The organism is uncultured Methylobacterium sp. (genome assembly GCF_964251405.1).
In the GTDB taxonomy this organism is placed as follows: Bacteria; Pseudomonadota; Alphaproteobacteria; order Rhizobiales; family Beijerinckiaceae; genus Methylobacterium.
In genome coordinates this window covers 7,216-23,918 of sequence record NZ_CAXUJR010000053.1, presented here as the reverse complement: position 1 = coordinate 23,918, position 16,703 = coordinate 7,216, and the positions used below count along the sequence as shown (strand labels likewise).

The following is a 16,703-nucleotide window of genomic DNA, read 5'->3' as shown; positions in this document are numbered from 1 at the left end:
CTCTACGGCATCCTGTTCTCCGGCCACCCCGACCTGCGCCGGCTGCTCACCGATTACGGCTTCGAGGGGCATCCTCTCCGAAAGGACTTCCCGCTCACCGGCTTCGTCGAGGTCCGCTACGACCAGGACGAGGCCCGGGTCGTCTACGAACCCGTGAAGCTGACGCAGGAATTCCGGAACTTCGACTTTCTCTCGCCTTGGGAGGGCACGGAGTACGTGCTGCCGGGCGATGAGAAGAAGACGGCCTGAGCGGAGCGAGGCACATGACCGAGCACAATATCCGCAACTTCGCCATCAACTTCGGGCCGCAGCATCCCGCGGCGCACGGCGTCTTGAGGTTGGTCCTCGAACTCGACGGTGAGATCGTCGAGCGTGTGGATCCGCATATCGGCCTCCTGCACCGCGGCACCGAGAAGCTGATCGAGTACAAGACCTACCTGCAGGCGACGCCGTATTTCGACCGGCTCGACTACGTCTCGCCGATGAACCAGGAGCACGCCTTCTGTCTCGGCATCGAGAAGCTCTTGGGTTTACCGGTGCCGCGGCGCGCCCAGCTCATCCGCGTCCTGTTCTGCGAGATCGGGCGGCTGCTCTCGCACCTCCTCAACGTCACCACGCAGGCGATGGACGTCGGCGCCCTCACGCCCCCGCTCTGGGGCTTCGAGGAGCGCGAGAAGCTGATGATCTTCTACGAACGCGCATCGGGCGCCCGCCTGCACGCCAACTACTTCCGGCCCGGCGGCGTCCACCAGGATCTGCCGCCCGCGCTCATCGACGATATCGAGGCGTTCTGCGATCCCTTCCTGCAGGTGGTCGACGACCTCGACAGCCTCGTCATGGGCAGCCGCATCTTCAAGCAGCGCAACGTCGACATCGGCATCGTCACCGTCGACGAGGCCATGGCCTGGGGTTTTTCGGGCGTGATGGTGCGCGGCTCCGGCATCCCGTGGGACCTGCGCAAGTCGCAGCCCTACGAGTGCTACGAGGAGATGGAGTTCGACGTCCCCGTGGGGAAGAACGGCGACACCTACGATCGCCAAGTCATCCGCATGGAAGAGATGCGCGAATCCGTGAAGATCATGCGGCAGTGTTGCGCCAAGCTGCGCGAGCCCGCCGGCCAGGGCCCGATCGCCACGATGGACGGCAAGTTCGCGCCGCCCCCCCGGCGCGAGATGAAGCGCTCGATGGAAGCGCTGATCCACCACTTCAAGCTCTACACCGAAGGCTTTCACGTCCCCGCCGGCGAGGTCTACGCGGCGGTCGAGGCGCCCAAGGGTGAGTTCGGCGTCTATCTGGTCTCGGACGGCACCAACAAGCCGTACCGCTGCAAGATCAGGGCTCCGGGCTTCGCCCATCTCCAGGCGATGGACTGGATGTGCCGGGGGCACATGCTGGCGGATGTGTCCTGCGTGCTCGGGACATTGGATATCGTGTTCGGTGAGGTGGACCGTTGAACCGGCACAAGGTTTCGGACTGATGGCTAATCGCAGACTCGCTCCCGCTGCCGAGCAGCCCGCGTCGTTCGCGTTCTCGTCGGAGAACGCCGAATGGGCCAAAGGCCAGATCGAAAAATATCCCGAAGGCCGCCAGGCTTCGGCCGTGATCCCGCTCCTGTGGAAGGCGCAGGAGCAGAACGGCGGCTGGCTGCCTCAGAAGGCGATCGAGGCGGTGGCCGACGAACTCGGCATGCCGCATATCCGCGTGCTCGAAGTCGCGACCTTCTACACGATGTTCGCGCTCGAACCGGTGGGCCGGTTCTGGATCCAGCTCTGCGGCACGGTGCCGTGCGATTCCTGTGGGGCGCGTGAGCTGAAAGAGATGCTTCAGGCGCGTCTCGGCGCGCCGGGCCATGTCAGTGCAGACGGCAATTTCTCCTGGCTCGAAGTCGAGTGCCTCGGCGCCTGCTGCAACGCGCCGATGGTGCAGATCAACCAGGACTACTACGAGGACCTGACGCCCGAATCCCTCGGCAAGCTGATGGACGATCTCGCCGCCGGGCGCCCCGTCAAGGTCGGTTCGCAGACCGGGCGCACCTCGTCGGAGCCGAAGGGCGGCGCTGCGACGCTGACCGACGAGACCCTGTTCGACGGGTCGCGCGTCGGCGCCTGGCGCAAGCGCTTCGAGGACCAGGCTGCCGACGAGACGGACGCCAAGGGCAAGGAGGAGGCCGCATCCTCCGAGCAGCGCGCGGCCAGCGATCCGAAGCCCGCGCGTCCCGATGCCGGGCGGGCCGTGGGAACGACCGCGACGGACGCGCCTGCCCAGCGCAATGCTGCCGGCCAAACGCCGATCAAGGCGAGCGACCGCGCCGACGCGGCCGACGGCAGCGAGTCCTCCGCAAAGCCGGACGTCGCGACATCGCCGGGCGAGGTCGTGGCGCAGGGCGAAGCGGCCGGCGCCGAGGCCGGCACGCAATCCTCGCTGCCGCGCGACGAGCCTCCGCCCCAGCCCGCCGCCTCCGGCGCCAGCGAGGGAGAGATCGCGGCCGAAGCCGAAGTGGCGCGTGTCGAGCGCACCCTCGCGACCTTGCCGAAGGACGCGAGCCCCGAGCAGAAGGCGAATGCGGTCGGTACCCGGCCGTCTGCCCTCGACGCTCCACGCTCGGGACAGCCCGACGACCTGACCCGGATCAGAGGGATCGGCCCCGGCAATGCCGGGCGCCTGCGCGACCTCGGGATCTTCCACTACGACCAGATCGCCGCCTGGAGCCGGGACGAGGTCGCCTGGGTCGGCGCCTACCTCGCGTTCCCGGGGCGCATCGACCGGGAGGGCTGGGTAGCGCAAGCTGCGGCGCTGGCCGGTCGATCAGAACAGTGAGTCGCTGACATGCTCTCCGATCAGGATCGCATCTTCACCAACCTCTACGGGCTGCATTCCCCCGGCCTCGACGCTGCGAGGAAGCGCGGCGCGTGGGACGGCACCAAGTTCCTCCTGGAGATGGGCCGGGACTGGATCATCGACGAGATGAAGGCCTCGGGGCTGCGCGGCCGTGGCGGCGCCGGCTTCCCGACGGGGCTCAAGTGGTCGTTCATGCCCAAGAAGTCGGATGGGCGTCCGCACTACCTCGTCGTCAATGCCGACGAGTCGGAGCCCGGCACCTGCAAGGACCGGGAGATCATGCGGCACGATCCGCATCTCCTGATCGAGGGCTGCATGCTCGCGTCGTTCTCGATGGCCGCGCATGCCTGCTACATCTATATCCGCGGCGAGTACGTCGCCGAGAAGCACGCGCTGCAGAAGGCCGTCGACGAGGCCTACGAGGCGAGGCTCGTGGGCCAGGACAACGTTCACGGCTACCCGTTCGACATCTACGTCCACCACGGGGCCGGTGCCTATATCTGCGGCGAGGAGACGGCGCTGCTGGAGAGCCTCGAGGGCAAGAAGGGGATGCCGCGGCTGAAGCCGCCGTTCCCCGCCAATATGGGCCTCTACGGCTGCCCCACGACCGTGAACAACGTCGAGTCGATCGCGGTGGCCGGCACCATCCTGCGCCGGGGCGGCGCTTGGTTCGCCGGCTTGGGCGGCAAGAACAACACCGGCACCAAGCTGTTCTGCGTCTCCGGCCACGTCAACACGCCCTGCAACGTCGAGGAGGAGCTCGGCATCACCTTCCGCGAGCTCGTCGACAAGCATTGCGGCGGCATGCGCGGCGGCTGGGACAACCTGCTCTGCTCGATCCCCGGCGGCTCATCGGTGCCGCTGGTGCCGGCCGAGCAGATCATCGACGCCAAGATGGATTTCGACACGCTGAGAAACCTCGGCTCCGGCCTCGGCACCGCCGCCGTGATCGTGCTCGACAAGTCCACCGACATCGTCGCGGCGATCACCCGGATCTCGTACTTCTACAAGCACGAGAGCTGCGGCCAGTGCACGCCCTGCCGCGAGGGCACCGGCTGGATGTGGCGGGTGATGAAGCGCATGACCGAAGGGCGTGCCCAGCGCCGCGAGATCGACATGCTGCTCGACGTCACGAAGCAGATCGAGGGTCACACGATCTGTGCGCTCGGCGATGCGGCGGCTTGGCCGATCCAGGGGCTGATCCGCCACTTCCGCCCTGAGATCGAGCGCCGCATCGACCGCTACAGCGCCAATCCCCACATGGATCCCGTGCCGATGGCAGCGGAATGATCCGTCTGTCGTCCGAACCGAAGTTCGATACCGAGACGCACGCATGACCAAGCTTCTCATCGACGGCACCGAGGTCGATGTTCCGGCCGAGTACACCCTGCTCCAGGCCTGCGAGATCGCGGGCGCCGAGATCCCGCGCTTCTGCTTCCACGAGCGGCTGTCGATCGCCGGCAATTGCCGGATGTGCCTCGTCGAGCTGAAAGGCGCCCCGAAGCCGGTGGCCTCCTGCGCCTATGCGGTGAAGGATTGCCGGCCCGGCCCCAACGGTGAGCCGCCGGAGGTGCTGACGCGCTCGGGGCTGACGAAGAAGGCCCGCGAGGGGGTGATGGAGTTCCTGCTCATCAACCACCCGCTCGACTGCCCGGTCTGCGACCAGGGCGGCCATTGCGACCTGCAGGATCAGGCCATGGCCTACGGGGTCGATTCGACCCGCTACGGCGAGAACAAGCGCGCCGTCGAGGAGAAGTATATCGGGCCGTTGGTGCGCACGGCGATGAACCGCTGCATCCATTGCACCCGCTGTGTCCGCTTCCTCGCCGAAGTCGCCGGCGTGCCGGATCTCGGCGCGATCGGGCGCGGCGAGGACATGGAGATCACGAGCTATCTCGAATCCGCGATGGGCTCGGAGCTTCAGGGCAACGTCGCCGACCTCTGCCCCGTGGGCGCACTCGTCCACAAGCCGCAGAGCTATCAGGTCCGGCCGTGGGAGCTGTCCAAGACCGAGTCCATCGACGTGATGGACGCGGTCGGCTGCGCCATCCGGGTCGATGCGCGCGGCCGCGAGGTCATGCAGATCGAGCCGCGGGTGAACGAGAACATCAACGAGGAGTGGATCTCCGACAAGACCCGCCACGCCGCCGACGGCCTGCGCCTGCAGCGCCTCGACCGGCCGTACCTGCGCGAGAACGGGCGCCTGCGCCCGGCCACCTGGGGCGAGGCGTTCTCGGTGATCGCCGCGAAGACGAAGGGCGCCGACCCGAAGCGCATCGGCGCCATCGTCGGCGATCTCGCCGGGGTGGAGGAGATCTACGCGCTCAAAGCGCTGATGACGTCGCTGGGCGTACCCAACCTCGATTGCCGGCAGGTCGGCGAGAAAGTCGATCCGGCCTGGGGCCGAGCGGCCTATACGTTCAACCCGACCATCCCGGGCATCGAGGAGGCGGACGCGATCCTCATCGTGGGCGCGAACCCGCGCCTGGAAGCCTCCCTCCTCAACGTCCGCATCCGCAAGCGCTGGCGGATGGGGCCGCTCGCGGTGGGGCTGATCGGCGAGGCCGCCGACCTCACCTATCCTCACACCTATCTCGGAGCCGGCCCCGAGACGCTGGCGGAGATCGCCGCGGGCAAGCACAGCTTCTCCGAGGTCCTGAAGGGGGCGGCCAAGCCGCTCGTGATCGTCGGCACCGGCGCACTGGCGCGGCCGGACGGTGCGGCAATCCTGTCGGCTGCCGCCGCGCTCGCCAAGGACATCGGTGCGGTGACGGCGGAGTGGAACGGCTTTGCCGTGCTCCAGACCGCCGCGGCCCGCGTCGGCGCCCTCGATCTCGGCTTCGTGCCGGGGGAGGGCGGGCACGACCTCGCGGCGATGGTGCAGCCGGGCGCCCTCGACGTTCTGTTCAATCTCGGTGCCGACGAGGTCGAGATCGGGCCGGGCGCCTTCGTGATCTACCAGGGCACCCACGGCGACCGCGGCGCAACCCGCGCCGACGTGATCCTGCCGGGGGCCGCCTATACCGAGAAGAGCGCGACCTACGTCAACCTCGAGGGCCGGGTGCAGACCACGAACCGCGCCGGCTTCCCGCCGGGCGACGCGCGTGAGGACTGGGCAGTGTTGCGCGCCTTGTCGGACGTGCTCGGCCACCGCCTGCCGTTCGACTCGCTGGGTGCCTTGCGCCGTGCGCTCTATGCCGAGCACCCGCATCTCGCGATGCTCAGCGCGGTCGCTCCGAGCGACGTCGTCGCGACCGTCGACACGCTGGCGGAGCTCGGAGGCGAGGTCGGCCGAACCGCCTTCACCTCGGCGGTCACCGATTTCTACCTCAGCAATCCCATCGCCCGCGCCTCCCGCGTGCTGGCCGAATGTTCGAGCCTCGCCCATGGGCGCGCCCTCGAAGCCGCCGAATAAGGGCCGTCACGATGAACTGGGACCTTCTCGGCACCGTGCTCATGATGGTGCTCAAGAGCTTCGTTCTGCTCTCGGCTCTGCTCGTCTTCATCGCCTACGCGCTGCTCGCCGACCGCAAGATCTGGGCGGCGGTGCAGTTGCGGCGCGGGCCGAACGTGGTCGGTCCGTGGGGATTGTTCCAGTCCTTCGCCGATCTCCTGAAGTTCGTCCTGAAGGAGCCGGTGATTCCGGCCGGTGCCAACAAGGCGCTGTTCCTCCTCGCGCCTCTGGTCTTCGCGACCCTGGCGCTCGCCGCCTGGGCGGTGATCCCGCTTGCGGAGGGCTGGGCGCTCGCCGACCTCAACGTGGGCATCACCTACATCTTCGCGATCTCGTCGCTGATGGTCTACGGCGTGATCATGGGCGGCTGGGCCTCGAACTCGAAATACGCGTTCCTCGGGGCGCTGCGCTCCACCGCGCAGATGATCTCCTACGAGGTCTCCCTCGGCTTCGTGATCATCTGCGTCCTGCTCTGCGCCGGCTCGCTGAACCTCTCGCGCATCGTCATGGCCCAGGATACCAGCCTCGGCCTGTTTGGCTGGTACTGGTTCTGGCTGTTCCCGATGTTCGTGGTGTTCTTCATCTCCGCGATGGCCGAGACCAACCGCCCGCCCTTCGACCTGCCGGAAGCCGAGTCGGAACTCGTGGCCGGTTACATGGTCGAGTATTCCTCGACGCCCTACCTGCTGTTCATGCTCGGCGAGTACGTGGCGATCATGACCATGTGCGCGCTCGGCACCATCCTGTTCCTCGGGGGCTGGCTCTCGCCGATCCCGTTCGCGCCCTTCACCTGGGTGCCCGGCCTGATCTGGTTCGCGCTGAAAGCGAGCTTCCTGTTCTTCATGATCGCCATGGTGAAGGCCATGGTGCCGCGCTACCGCTACGACCAGCTCATGCGGCTCGGCTGGAAGGTGTTCCTTCCGCTCTCGCTCGCCTCGGTCGTGATCGTCGCCTTCGTCCTCAAGCTCACCGGCATGGCGCCGGTGGCCATCCCGACTTAACGGAGATCGCGCCATGCAGCTCGATCAGGTCGCCAAGAGCCTGCTCCTGAAGGAATTCGTGTCGGGGTTCGCCCTGGCGATGAAATACTTCTTCAAGCCGAAGGCCACGATCAACTACCCTTTCGAGATGGGGCATCGCGGCCCGCGCTTCCGCGGCGAGCACGCCCTGCGCCGCTATCCCAACGGCGAGGAGCGCTGCATCGCCTGCAAGCTGTGCGAGGCGATCTGCCCGGCCCAGGCCATCACCATCGAGGCGGGGCCGCGCCGCAACGACGGCACCCGCCGTACGACGCGCTACGACATCGACATGGTCAAATGCATCTATTGCGGCATGTGCCAGGAGGCGTGCCCCGTGGACGCCATCGTCGAGGGGCCGAACTTCGAGTTCTCCGTCGAGACCCGCGAGGAGCTGCTCTATGACAAGGACAAGCTGCTCCTGAACGGCGACCGCTGGGAGCGCGAGATCGCCCGCAACCTCGCGGTGGATGCCCCCTACCGCTGAGGCGGGGCGAAGGGGGTAGCGAATAGGTAGGCCAGGACAGGGGCCGTCGTCGGAGCCAATCGCGACGCTCCTCTTCGCCCCGCGCAGCGGGGACCGGTTGTGCCTCGCAACACCGGGATCTATAGACGGGCCACTGCCGGCCCGGGCCGCACATCGGAAGGAGCCGGCATGACCGGCGGACCACGATAGAATGACTGCAGCCGCCGCCTTCTTCTACCTGTTCGCCGGGCTCGCCATCGCCTCGGGCTTCATGGTGATCGCCTCGCGCAATCCCGTGGCCTCGGTGCTGTTCCTGATCCTGGCCTTCGTGAACGCCGCCGGACTCTTCGTCCTGATGGGCGCCGAATTCCTGGCGATGATCCTCGTCGTGGTCTATGTCGGCGCCGTCGCGGTGCTGTTCCTGTTCGTCGTCATGATGCTCGACGTCGACTTCGCGCAGCTGCGGCAGGGCTTCCAGCAATACCTGCCGGTGGGCGGCCTCATCGGCGCGGTCTTCCTGATCGAGTTGATCCTCGTGGTCGGCTCCTGGTCGATCGATCCCGGACTGGTGCAGGCCCCCCTCGGAACTGCGGCCCGCGGCGAGGCCGTCACCAACACCCAGGCGCTCGGGCGCGTGCTCTACACGGACTACGTCTTCTTCTTCCAGCTCGCCGGCCTCGTGCTGCTCGTGGCGATGATCGGGGCGATCGTCCTGACGCTGCGCGACCGACCCGGCGTCAAGCGCCAGAACATCTCCGTCCAGAACGCGCGTACGCAGGGCATGGCGGTGGAGACGATCAAGGTGCCCTCGCGCCAGGGCGTCGAGGTTTGAGCTTCTTCCCTCCCCCTTGCGGGGAGGGACCGAGGGTGGGGGCCGGATGCGGAGAGACATCTCCGGTGCCACTCCCGCCTCCTGCCTCCTCCCCGCATGGGGGAGGAGAGTTCGCGCGAAGGTCGAGTGAGGACGATGATCGGATTGAGCCACTACCTCACGGTCGCCGCGATCCTGTTCACGCTCGGCGTGCTCGGCATCTTCGTCAACCGCAAGAACGTCATCGTCATCCTGATGTCGATCGAGCTCATCCTGCTGGCGGTGAACATCAACCTCGTCGCGTTCTCGACCCACCTCAACGACATCACCGGCCAGGTCTTCGCCCTGTTCGTGCTGACGGTGGCGGCCGCGGAAGCGGCGATCGGGCTCGCGATCCTCGTGGTGTTCTTCCGCAACCGCGGCTCCATCGCGGTCGAAGACGTGAACATGATGAAGGGCTGACCACCCTGAACCCGAATCCAACACGACGTGGTAGGGGCGCACGCGTGCTCCACGAGGCCGGACCGAGATAGATGTACCACGCGATCGTCTTCTTCCCGCTGATCGGCGCCCTCGTCGCCGGGTTGTTCGGCCGTCAGCTCGGGCCGCGCCTGTGCGAGTGGATCACCACCGCCTTCCTCGCCTTCTCGGCGCTGCTGTCCTGGGGCGTCTTCCTCGACGGCGGCGGCGAGAGCCTGCGCGTGCAGGTCGCGACTTGGTTCGCGGCGGGCGATCTCAGCGTCGACTGGGCGTTCCGGGTCGACACCCTGACCCGGGTGATGCTGGTCGTCGTCACCACGGTCTCGACCCTCGTGCACCTCTACTCGGTCGGCTACATGCACGAGGACCCGCACCGGCCGCGGTTCTTCGCCTACCTGTCGCTGTTCACCTTCGCCATGCTGATGCTGGTGACGGCCGACAACCTCGTGCAGATGTTCTTCGGCTGGGAGGGCGTCGGCCTGGCATCCTACCTGCTGATCGGCTTCTGGTACGAGAAGCCGTCCGCGAACGCCGCCGCCATGAAGGCCTTCATCGTCAACCGGGTCGGCGATTTCGGGTTCTCGCTCGGCATCTTCCTCGTCTTCGTGCTGTTCGGCTCGGTCGCCTTCGACGGCATCTTTCCCCGCGCCGCCGAATTGAAGGACGCGAGCTTCCACTTCCTCGGCCACGACTGGCACGCGCTGACGCTGGCCTGCCTGCTCCTGTTCATGGGTGCCATGGGCAAGTCGGCGCAGTTCCTGCTGCACACCTGGCTCCCCGACGCCATGGAAGGTCCGACCCCGGTCTCGGCGCTGATCCACGCCGCCACCATGGTGACGGCCGGCGTCTTCATGGTGGCGCGCCTGTCGCCGCTCTTCGAGCTCGCCCCGAACGCCCTCGTCGTCGTCACGGTGATCGGCGGCATCACCGCGTTCTTCGCCGCCACGATCGGTCTCGTCCAGAACGACATCAAGCGGGTGATCGCCTACTCGACGTGCTCGCAGCTCGGCTACATGTTCGTGGCGCTCGGCGTCGGCGCCTATTCGGCGGGCGTGTTCCACCTCTTCACCCACGCCTTCTTCAAGGCGCTGCTGTTCCTCGGCGCCGGCTCGGTCATCCACGCGATGCACCACGAGCAGGACATGCGGAACATGGGCGCGCTCCGGCGCCACATCCCCTTCACCACCGCCATGATGGCGATCGGGACGCTCGCGCTGATCGGCTTCCCCTTCACCGCCGGCTACTACTCGAAGGATGCGATCATCGAGGCGGCCTACGCCTCGACCCGGCCGGGGCACACTCTTGCCTTCATGGCGACCGTGATCGCCGCCCTGATGACCTCGTTCTATTCCTGGCGCCTGTTCTTCCTCACGTTCGAAGGGCCGTCCCGCTGGGCCTCTCACGGCACCGGCCACCATGACGATCACGCTCCGGCGGTCGCGCATTCCGCCGTCGCGCATCAGGCCGACGGAGCCCCGGGGCACCACGAGGGCGTCGCCCACGACGATCACGGCCACGACGTCGAGCCGGCCTCGCACAGCGCGGTCGAGCACCACGACCATGCCCCGCATCATCCCCACGAGAGCCCGCTCGTGATGACGATCCCGCTGGCCATCCTGGCCTTCGGCGCGCTGTTCGCCGGCCTGATCTTCAAGGACCGCTTCATCGGCGAGGGGATGGAGGCGTTCTGGGGACCGGCCCTGGCGCACGGCCCCGACAACCACATCATGCACGACATCCATTCGGTGCCGGGGATTGTGGCCTACTCGCCCGCGATCATGATGCTGATCGGTTTCGTGCTGGCGTTCTGGATGTATATCCGCCGCCCCGAACTGCCGGGCGAGCTCGCGAACCAGCAGCCGGTCCTGTACCGCTTCCTTCTCAACAAGTGGTACTTCGACGAGCTCTACGACCGCATCTTCGTGCGGCCGGCCAAGGATTTCGGCAAGTTCCTCTGGAAGGAGGGCGACGGCAGGGTCATCGACGGGATGGGGCCGGACGGCATCGCCACCCGCGTGATGGACGTGACCCGCGGCGTCGTCCGCTTCCAGACGGGCTACGTCTATCACTACGCCTTCGTCATGCTCGTCGGCGTCGCCGGGCTGATCTCCTGGTACATGGTCTCGGGCCTGCCGAAGGTGGGGCCGTGATGGCCCGCCCAGTCCCCTTCCTTCGGAGCCCCCGCTAGATGTTCGGCCTCGGAATCCTCTCCGGCCTGCTGATCGTGCCCCTGTGCGGCGCGGCCTTCATCCTCACCCTCGGGGAGGATTCGGAGGCCGTTCGCCGCAACACGCGCTGGGCGGCGCTCGCCACCACCATCGTGACCTTCCTGCTCTCGCTCGTGGCATGGGGCCGCTACGACGCCTCGACGGCGAGCTTCCAGCTCATCGAGACCCACACCTGGCTCACCGAGACGATCCGGTTCAAGCTCGGGGTCGACGGCTTTTCGATGCCGTTGATCCTGCTCACCACCTTCCTGATGCCGTTCTGCATCGCGGCGTCCTGGAACTCTGTCCAGACGCGGGTGAAGGAGTACTTCGTCGCCTTCCTCGTCCTCGAGACGACGATGATCGGCGTCTTCCAGGCGCTCGATCTCGTCCTGTTCTACCTGTTCTTCGAGGCCGGCCTGATCCCGATGTTCCTCATCATCGGCATCTGGGGCGGAAAGCGCCGGATCTACGCGTCGTTCAAGTTCTTCCTCTACACCCTGCTCGGCTCGGTCCTGATGCTGCTCGCCATCATGGCGATGTACTGGCAGGCCGGGACCACCGACATCCCGACCCTGCTGCAGACCCGCTTCCCTGCGGGCATGCAGACTTGGCTGTGGCTCGCCTTCTTCGCCTCCTTCGCGGTGAAGATGCCGATGTGGCCGGTCCATACCTGGCTCCCCGACGCCCACGTCGAGGCCCCCACCGCCGGCTCGGTGATCCTGGCCGGCATCCTCCTCAAGATGGGCGGCTACGGCTTCATCCGGGTGTCGCTGCCGATGTTCCCGGATGCGTCGCAATATTTCGCGCCGCTGGTCTTCGCCCTCTCGGTCGTCGCGATCATCTTCACGTCGCTGATCGCCCTGATGCAGACCGACATCAAGAAGTTGATCGCCTATTCGTCGGTCGCCCATATGGGCTTCGTGACCCTCGGCCTCTTCACCCTCAACGAGCAGGGCATCCAGGGTGCCCTGTTCCTGATGATCTCCCACGGCATCGTGGCCGCCGCGCTCTTCCTCTGCGTCGGCGTCGTCTACGACCGCATGCATACCCGCGAGATCGCCGCCTATGGCGGTCTCGTGAAGCGCATGCCGCTCTTTGCCGCCGCCATGATGGTGTTCACCATGGCCAATGTCGGGTTGCCCGGCACGTCGGGCTTCGTCGGCGAGTTCCTGGCCATGCTGGGCGCCTTCAAGGCGAACCCGACGGTGGCGTTCTTCTCGGTCTTCGGCATCATCCTCTCGGCCGGCTACGCGCTCTGGCTCTATTCGCGGGTGATCTACGGCAAGCTCGAGAAACCCAGCCTCCAGGGCATCCTCGACCTCGATCTCCGTGAGAAGCTCATCATCGCGCCGCTGGTCGCGCTGACGATCTATTACGGCGTCCATCCCGCGCCGATTCTCGACACCTTCGCCCCCTCCACGGAGGCGTTGATGCAGAGCATGAAGACCGCGCTCTCGACCACGCAGACCGCGGCGGCCCTGCCGCCGGTCGCGCGCTGAAGGCATAGTACCGATGAACGCCGCCCAGATCGTGATGCCGGCCCTCGGGCCGGCCCTGCCCGAACTGATCCTCGCCGTCGGCGTGCTGGTCCTGATCCTCTACGGGTCCTTCAAGGGCGAGCGCTCGGTGGAAGGCGTCAATGTCGGCGCCCTGCTCCTTCTCATCCTCGCGCTGTTCGTGGTCGTCTCGCAGAGCGGCCTCAAGGTCACGACGCTCAACGGCTCCTTCATCGTCGACGGGTTCTCCCGCGTGATGAAGGCCCTGGTGCTGATCGGCTCGGCCGCCACCATCCTGCTGTCGCGCGACTACTTCCAGCGCGAGCGCATCGACCGGTTCGAGTACCCGATCCTAGTCCTGCTCTGCACCATCGGCATGATGGTGATGGTCTCGGCCAACGATCTCATCGCGCTCTATCTCGGCCTTGAACTGCAGTCGCTCGCCGCCTACGTCATCGCCGCCTTCCACCGCGACAACCTCAAATCCACCGAGGCCGGGCTGAAGTACTTCGTGCTCGGCGCTCTCTCCTCCGGCATGCTCCTCTACGGCGCGTCCCTGGTCTACGGCTTTACCGGCACAGTCTCATTCCCCGGCATCGTCTCCGCGCTGCACGAGGGCGCTGGCTTCGGCATCGTGCTCGGGATCGTGTTCGTGGCCGCCGGCGTGTCCTTCAAGATGTCGGCGGTGCCGTTCCACATGTGGACGCCCGACGTCTATGACGGCTCGCCGACACCGGTGACGGCCTTCTTCGCTTCGGCGCCCAAGATGGCGGCGGTGGCGATGACGGTGCGGGTCTTCATCGGCGCCTTCCCGGACGTCACGGCGATCTGGCAGCAGATCATCATCTTCATCGCCATCGCGTCGATGACGCTCGGTTCCTTCGCGGCGATCGGCCAGACCTCGATCAAGCGACTGATGGCCTATTCGTCCATCGGCAATGTCGGCTACGCGCTGATCGGCCTCGCGGCGGCCTCGGAAGAGGGCATCCGCGGCGTCGTGATCTACATGATCATCTATCTCGCCATGACGCTCGGCGCCTTCGCGGTCCTCCTGTCCCTGCGCCGGGGCGGCGAGATGTTCGAGACGGTGGACGACCTCTCGGGGCTCTCGCGGACCCATCCGGTGATGGCGTTCTGCCTCGCCGCGATGATGTTCTCGCTGGCCGGCATCCCGCCGCTCGCGGGATTCTTCGGCAAGTTCTACGTCTTCGCCGCCGCCATCAAGGCCGACCTCGTGGCGCTCGCGGTCATCGGCGTCGTCACCAGCGTGATCGGCGCCTACTATTACATCCGCATCGTCAAGGTGATGTATTTCGACGAGCCGAAGGCTCCCTACGAGGCCATGGCGCCGGGACTGCGCATCGTGCTCGGCCTGTCGAGCGTCGTAGTGATCCTGTTCTGGCTCCTGCCGGCGCCGCTGGTCGGAGCCGCCGGGGCCGCCGCCAAGTCGCTGTTTTAAGGTCGGAATGGACTATCGGCTCGGGACCGCCGCCGAGGCGGCGGGGTACAGGCTCGCCGTCCATGACAGCCTGGGCTCGACCAACACCGAGGCACTGGAACGCGCCCGGTGCGGCGAGGTCGGGCCGCTCTGGGTGTTGGCGCGGAGTCAGGGGGCCGGACGGGGCAGGCGGGGCAATGCCTGGACCTCGCCGCCCGGCAGTCTCGCCGCCAGCCTGCTGGTCGCCGTGGACGACGTCGATCCCGGCAAGCTCGCGACCCTGGGCTTCGTCGCTGGCGTCGCCCTGGTCGATGCGCTGGAACAGCGATGCGGTGCGGGCTTCACCCTCAAATGGCCCAACGACGTCCTCCTCGGCGGCGTCAAGCTGGCCGGCATCCTCCTGGAAGCCGAAACCCTCCGCACGGGGCGCCGAATCGTCGTGATCGGGTTCGGCGTCAACGTCGCGGCATCGCCTGAGGGATTGCCTTATGCCGCGACCTGCCTCAGGCAGGGCGGGTACGCTTTGAGCGCCGAGGATGTGTTCGCGGCTTTGTCGGACACCATCGTCGATGCGCTCGGGCTCTGGCGCCGCGGCGACGGGTTCCCGGATGTGCGGGCGCGGTGGATCGCGCGCGCCGCCGGGATCGACGCTCCCGTGACGGTGCGGCTCGGCGACGAGCGGGTGCAAGGAATTTTCGAGACGATCGACGAGGCCGGACGGCTCGTGGTCGCATCGGACGACGGAACGCGACGGACCGTGACGGCGGGCGAGGTGCATTTTGGGACGGCCGCGACGGCGGCTTGAGGTTTGACAGTGATGACGACAAGGCAAGACGAACTCGTCTTCGTGCCGCTCGGCGGCGTGGGCGAGATCGGCATGAATGCGGCGCTCTACGGCTTCGGGCCGGAAAAGGGCCGGAAATGGATCATGGTCGATTGTGGGATGGGCTTTGCCGGCGAGGAGGGGATGCCGGGCATCGACCTCATGTTCCCGGACCTGAGCTTCATCGAGGAGCGACGCGAAGACCTGCTCGCCATCTTCATCACCCACGCGCACGAGGATCATATCGGCGCGATCGGCGAACTCTGGCACAAGCTCAAGGTGCCGGTCTACGCCACGCGCTTCGCCAAGAACCTGCTCGAGGCTCGCCGCCTCAGTGAGCCGGGCGCGCCCAAGGTGACCTTGCGCGAGATCGCGGCCGGGCGCCGGGTGACGGTCGGCCCGTTCGAGATCGAGTACATCCCGGTCTCGCACTCGATCCCGGAATCGAACGCGGTGGCGATCCGCACCGCACACGGGCTTCTGCTCCATACTGGCGACTGGAAACTCGACCCGACGCCGATCCTCGGCGACGTCACTTCGGCCCAAGCCTTCACGGCCCTCGGCGACGAGGGCGTGCTCGCCATGATCGGCGATTCGACCAACGTCGTGCGCGAAGGCCGCTCCCCGAGCGAGGCGGAGGTCGCCGCCACCCTGCGCGACCTCATCGCCGACGCTCCCCACCGCGTCGCGGTGACGACCTTCGCCTCGAACGTCGCCCGCATGCGCGCCGTGGCGCTCGCTGCACAGGCCTGCGGCCGCGAGGTCGTGGCCGTGGGCCGCGCGATGGACCGCGTCATCGAGGTGGCCAAGGAATGCGGCTTCCTTGACGGGCTGCCGGAATTTCGCCCTGCCAGCGCCTACGGCTACCTGCCCCGCGACAAGGTCGTGGTGCTGCTCACCGGCTCGCAGGGCGAGGACCGCGCGGCCCTGGCCCGCGTCTCGCGCGACGACCATCCAGACGTCACGCTGACGGCGGGCGACCGCGTGATCTTCTCGTCCCGCGCGATCCCCGGCAACGAGCGCCCGGTCGGCGCGATCATCAACGACCTGATCAATGCAGGCATTGAGGTGATCACCGACCGCACCGCCCTCGTCCACGTATCGGGCCATCCGCGCCGCGACGAGATGGCGGAGATGTATGCCTGGACCCGTCCCGGCACCGCGATCCCGGTCCACGGCGAGGCCCTCCACCTCGACGAGCATGCGCGCTTCGCTCGTGCCCAGGGGGTGAAGAACGTCGTCAAGGCCCGCAACGGCAGCGTCGTGCGCCTGGCTCCCGGCACGCCGGAAATCATCGACAACGTCAAGGCCGGCCGCCTGTTCAAGGACGGCAACGTGCTGGTGGATTCCAAGGACCGGGCGATCCCCGAGCGCCGCAAGCTCGCGCAGTCTGGCCTCGTCTCGGTGGCCATCGCCATGGACGAGCAGGGCGCGGTACTCGGCGAGCCGGCCGTGGACATCATGGGCCTGCCCAACCGTGGCAAGTCCGGCCAGCCGATGCTCGACGTCGTGGTGGATTCGGTGGCGCGCACGCTCGCCGGGCTCTCGAAGGCCAAGCGCCGGGATTCGGAGGCGGTGGAGAACGCCGTCGACCGGGCACTCCGTTCGGCCATCAACGAGGCCTGGGGCAAGAAGCCGGCCTGCCACGTGCAGGTGGTGGAGGTGTGAGGA

At 67.1% G+C, this 16,703-nt stretch carries 14 protein-coding genes; all 14 read left to right on the top strand.

The genetic code is table 11. The features are described 5' to 3' along the window. Nucleotides 1-249 (top strand): NADH-quinone oxidoreductase subunit C (locus tag ACFE7U_RS11180; RefSeq protein WP_375409799.1); only part of this gene is annotated, 249 nt, incomplete at its 5' end. A 14-nt stretch (nucleotides 250-263) separates the two neighbouring features. Beyond that, complete coding sequence (locus tag ACFE7U_RS11175; protein WP_375409798.1) at nucleotides 264-1,454, top strand: NADH-quinone oxidoreductase subunit D; 1,191 nt, start codon at nucleotides 264-266, stop codon at nucleotides 1,452-1,454. 22 nt (nucleotides 1,455-1,476) lie between these two features. After that, nucleotides 1,477-2,817 carry an NADH-quinone oxidoreductase subunit NuoE gene (nuoE, locus tag ACFE7U_RS11170; RefSeq protein WP_375409797.1) on the top strand — a complete coding sequence of 447 codons (1,341 nt, stop codon included), beginning with the start codon at nucleotides 1,477-1,479 and terminating at the stop codon, nucleotides 2,815-2,817. Between the two features lie 9 nt (nucleotides 2,818-2,826). Beyond that, a complete protein-coding gene (gene nuoF, locus ACFE7U_RS11165) occupies nucleotides 2,827-4,128 on the top strand; it encodes an NADH-quinone oxidoreductase subunit NuoF (protein ID WP_375409796.1) in 1,302 nt (433 codons plus the stop codon). Nucleotides 4,129-4,171: 43 nt separating this feature from the next. Further along, a complete protein-coding gene (nuoG, locus tag ACFE7U_RS11160; RefSeq protein WP_375409795.1) occupies nucleotides 4,172-6,253 on the top strand; it encodes an NADH-quinone oxidoreductase subunit NuoG in 2,082 nt (693 codons plus the stop codon). A gap of 11 nt (nucleotides 6,254-6,264) precedes the next feature. Continuing rightward, the gene (gene nuoH / locus ACFE7U_RS11155; protein ID WP_375409794.1) at nucleotides 6,265-7,293 is read left to right on the top strand and encodes an NADH-quinone oxidoreductase subunit NuoH; all 1,029 of its coding nucleotides are present in this window, start codon (nucleotides 6,265-6,267) and stop codon (nucleotides 7,291-7,293) included. 13 nt (nucleotides 7,294-7,306) lie between these two features. Then, nucleotides 7,307-7,795, top strand: coding sequence for an NADH-quinone oxidoreductase subunit NuoI (nuoI, locus tag ACFE7U_RS11150; RefSeq protein ID WP_375409793.1), 489 nt, complete (start codon nucleotides 7,307-7,309; stop codon nucleotides 7,793-7,795). A gap of 190 nt (nucleotides 7,796-7,985) precedes the next feature. After that, nucleotides 7,986-8,606, top strand: coding sequence for an NADH-quinone oxidoreductase subunit J (locus tag ACFE7U_RS11145; protein WP_375409792.1), 621 nt, complete (start codon nucleotides 7,986-7,988; stop codon nucleotides 8,604-8,606). 135 nt (nucleotides 8,607-8,741) lie between these two features. After that, nucleotides 8,742-9,047: an NADH-quinone oxidoreductase subunit NuoK gene (gene nuoK / locus ACFE7U_RS11140; protein WP_375409791.1), complete on the top strand. Its 306-nt coding sequence runs from the start codon at nucleotides 8,742-8,744 to the stop codon at nucleotides 9,045-9,047. A 71-nt stretch (nucleotides 9,048-9,118) separates the two neighbouring features. Next, on the top strand, nucleotides 9,119-11,215 hold the full coding sequence (gene nuoL / locus ACFE7U_RS11135; RefSeq protein ID WP_375409790.1) for an NADH-quinone oxidoreductase subunit L: 2,097 nt from the start codon (nucleotides 9,119-9,121) through the stop codon (nucleotides 11,213-11,215). Between the two features lie 38 nt (nucleotides 11,216-11,253). Then, on the top strand, nucleotides 11,254-12,774 hold the full coding sequence (locus ACFE7U_RS11130; protein WP_375409789.1) for an NADH-quinone oxidoreductase subunit M: 1,521 nt from the start codon (nucleotides 11,254-11,256) through the stop codon (nucleotides 12,772-12,774). Between the two features lie 13 nt (nucleotides 12,775-12,787). Next, nucleotides 12,788-14,230, top strand: a complete 1,443-nt coding sequence (gene nuoN / locus ACFE7U_RS11125) for an NADH-quinone oxidoreductase subunit NuoN (RefSeq protein WP_375409788.1) — start codon at nucleotides 12,788-12,790, stop codon at nucleotides 14,228-14,230. A gap of 7 nt (nucleotides 14,231-14,237) precedes the next feature. Further along, the gene (locus tag ACFE7U_RS11120; protein ID WP_375409787.1) at nucleotides 14,238-15,014 is read left to right on the top strand and encodes a biotin--[acetyl-CoA-carboxylase] ligase; all 777 of its coding nucleotides are present in this window, start codon (nucleotides 14,238-14,240) and stop codon (nucleotides 15,012-15,014) included. Between the two features lie 12 nt (nucleotides 15,015-15,026). Beyond that, entirely contained in the window at nucleotides 15,027-16,700 is a 1,674-nt protein-coding gene (locus tag ACFE7U_RS11115) for a ribonuclease J (RefSeq protein ID WP_375409786.1), read from the top strand. The last annotated feature ends 3 nt before the right edge of the window (nucleotides 16,701-16,703 follow it).

Coding starts and splice junctions, on each gene's coding strand:
- nuoF (WP_375409796.1), top strand. CDS start 2,827: ATGCTCTCCGATCAGGATCGCATCTTCACCAACCTCTACGGGCTGCAT.
- nuoK (WP_375409791.1), top strand. CDS start 8,742: ATGATCGGATTGAGCCACTACCTCACGGTCGCCGCGATCCTGTTCACG.
- ACFE7U_RS11145 (WP_375409792.1), top strand. CDS start 7,986: ATGACTGCAGCCGCCGCCTTCTTCTACCTGTTCGCCGGGCTCGCCATC.
- nuoI (WP_375409793.1), top strand. CDS start 7,307: ATGCAGCTCGATCAGGTCGCCAAGAGCCTGCTCCTGAAGGAATTCGTG.
- nuoN (WP_375409788.1), top strand. CDS start 12,788: ATGAACGCCGCCCAGATCGTGATGCCGGCCCTCGGGCCGGCCCTGCCC.
- ACFE7U_RS11115 (WP_375409786.1), top strand. CDS start 15,027: ATGACGACAAGGCAAGACGAACTCGTCTTCGTGCCGCTCGGCGGCGTG.
- nuoE (WP_375409797.1), top strand. CDS start 1,477: ATGGCTAATCGCAGACTCGCTCCCGCTGCCGAGCAGCCCGCGTCGTTC.
- nuoG (WP_375409795.1), top strand. CDS start 4,172: ATGACCAAGCTTCTCATCGACGGCACCGAGGTCGATGTTCCGGCCGAG.
- nuoH (WP_375409794.1), top strand. CDS start 6,265: ATGAACTGGGACCTTCTCGGCACCGTGCTCATGATGGTGCTCAAGAGC.
- nuoL (WP_375409790.1), top strand. CDS start 9,119: ATGTACCACGCGATCGTCTTCTTCCCGCTGATCGGCGCCCTCGTCGCC.
- ACFE7U_RS11130 (WP_375409789.1), top strand. CDS start 11,254: ATGTTCGGCCTCGGAATCCTCTCCGGCCTGCTGATCGTGCCCCTGTGC.
- ACFE7U_RS11120 (WP_375409787.1), top strand. CDS start 14,238: ATGGACTATCGGCTCGGGACCGCCGCCGAGGCGGCGGGGTACAGGCTC.
- ACFE7U_RS11175 (WP_375409798.1), top strand. CDS start 264: ATGACCGAGCACAATATCCGCAACTTCGCCATCAACTTCGGGCCGCAG.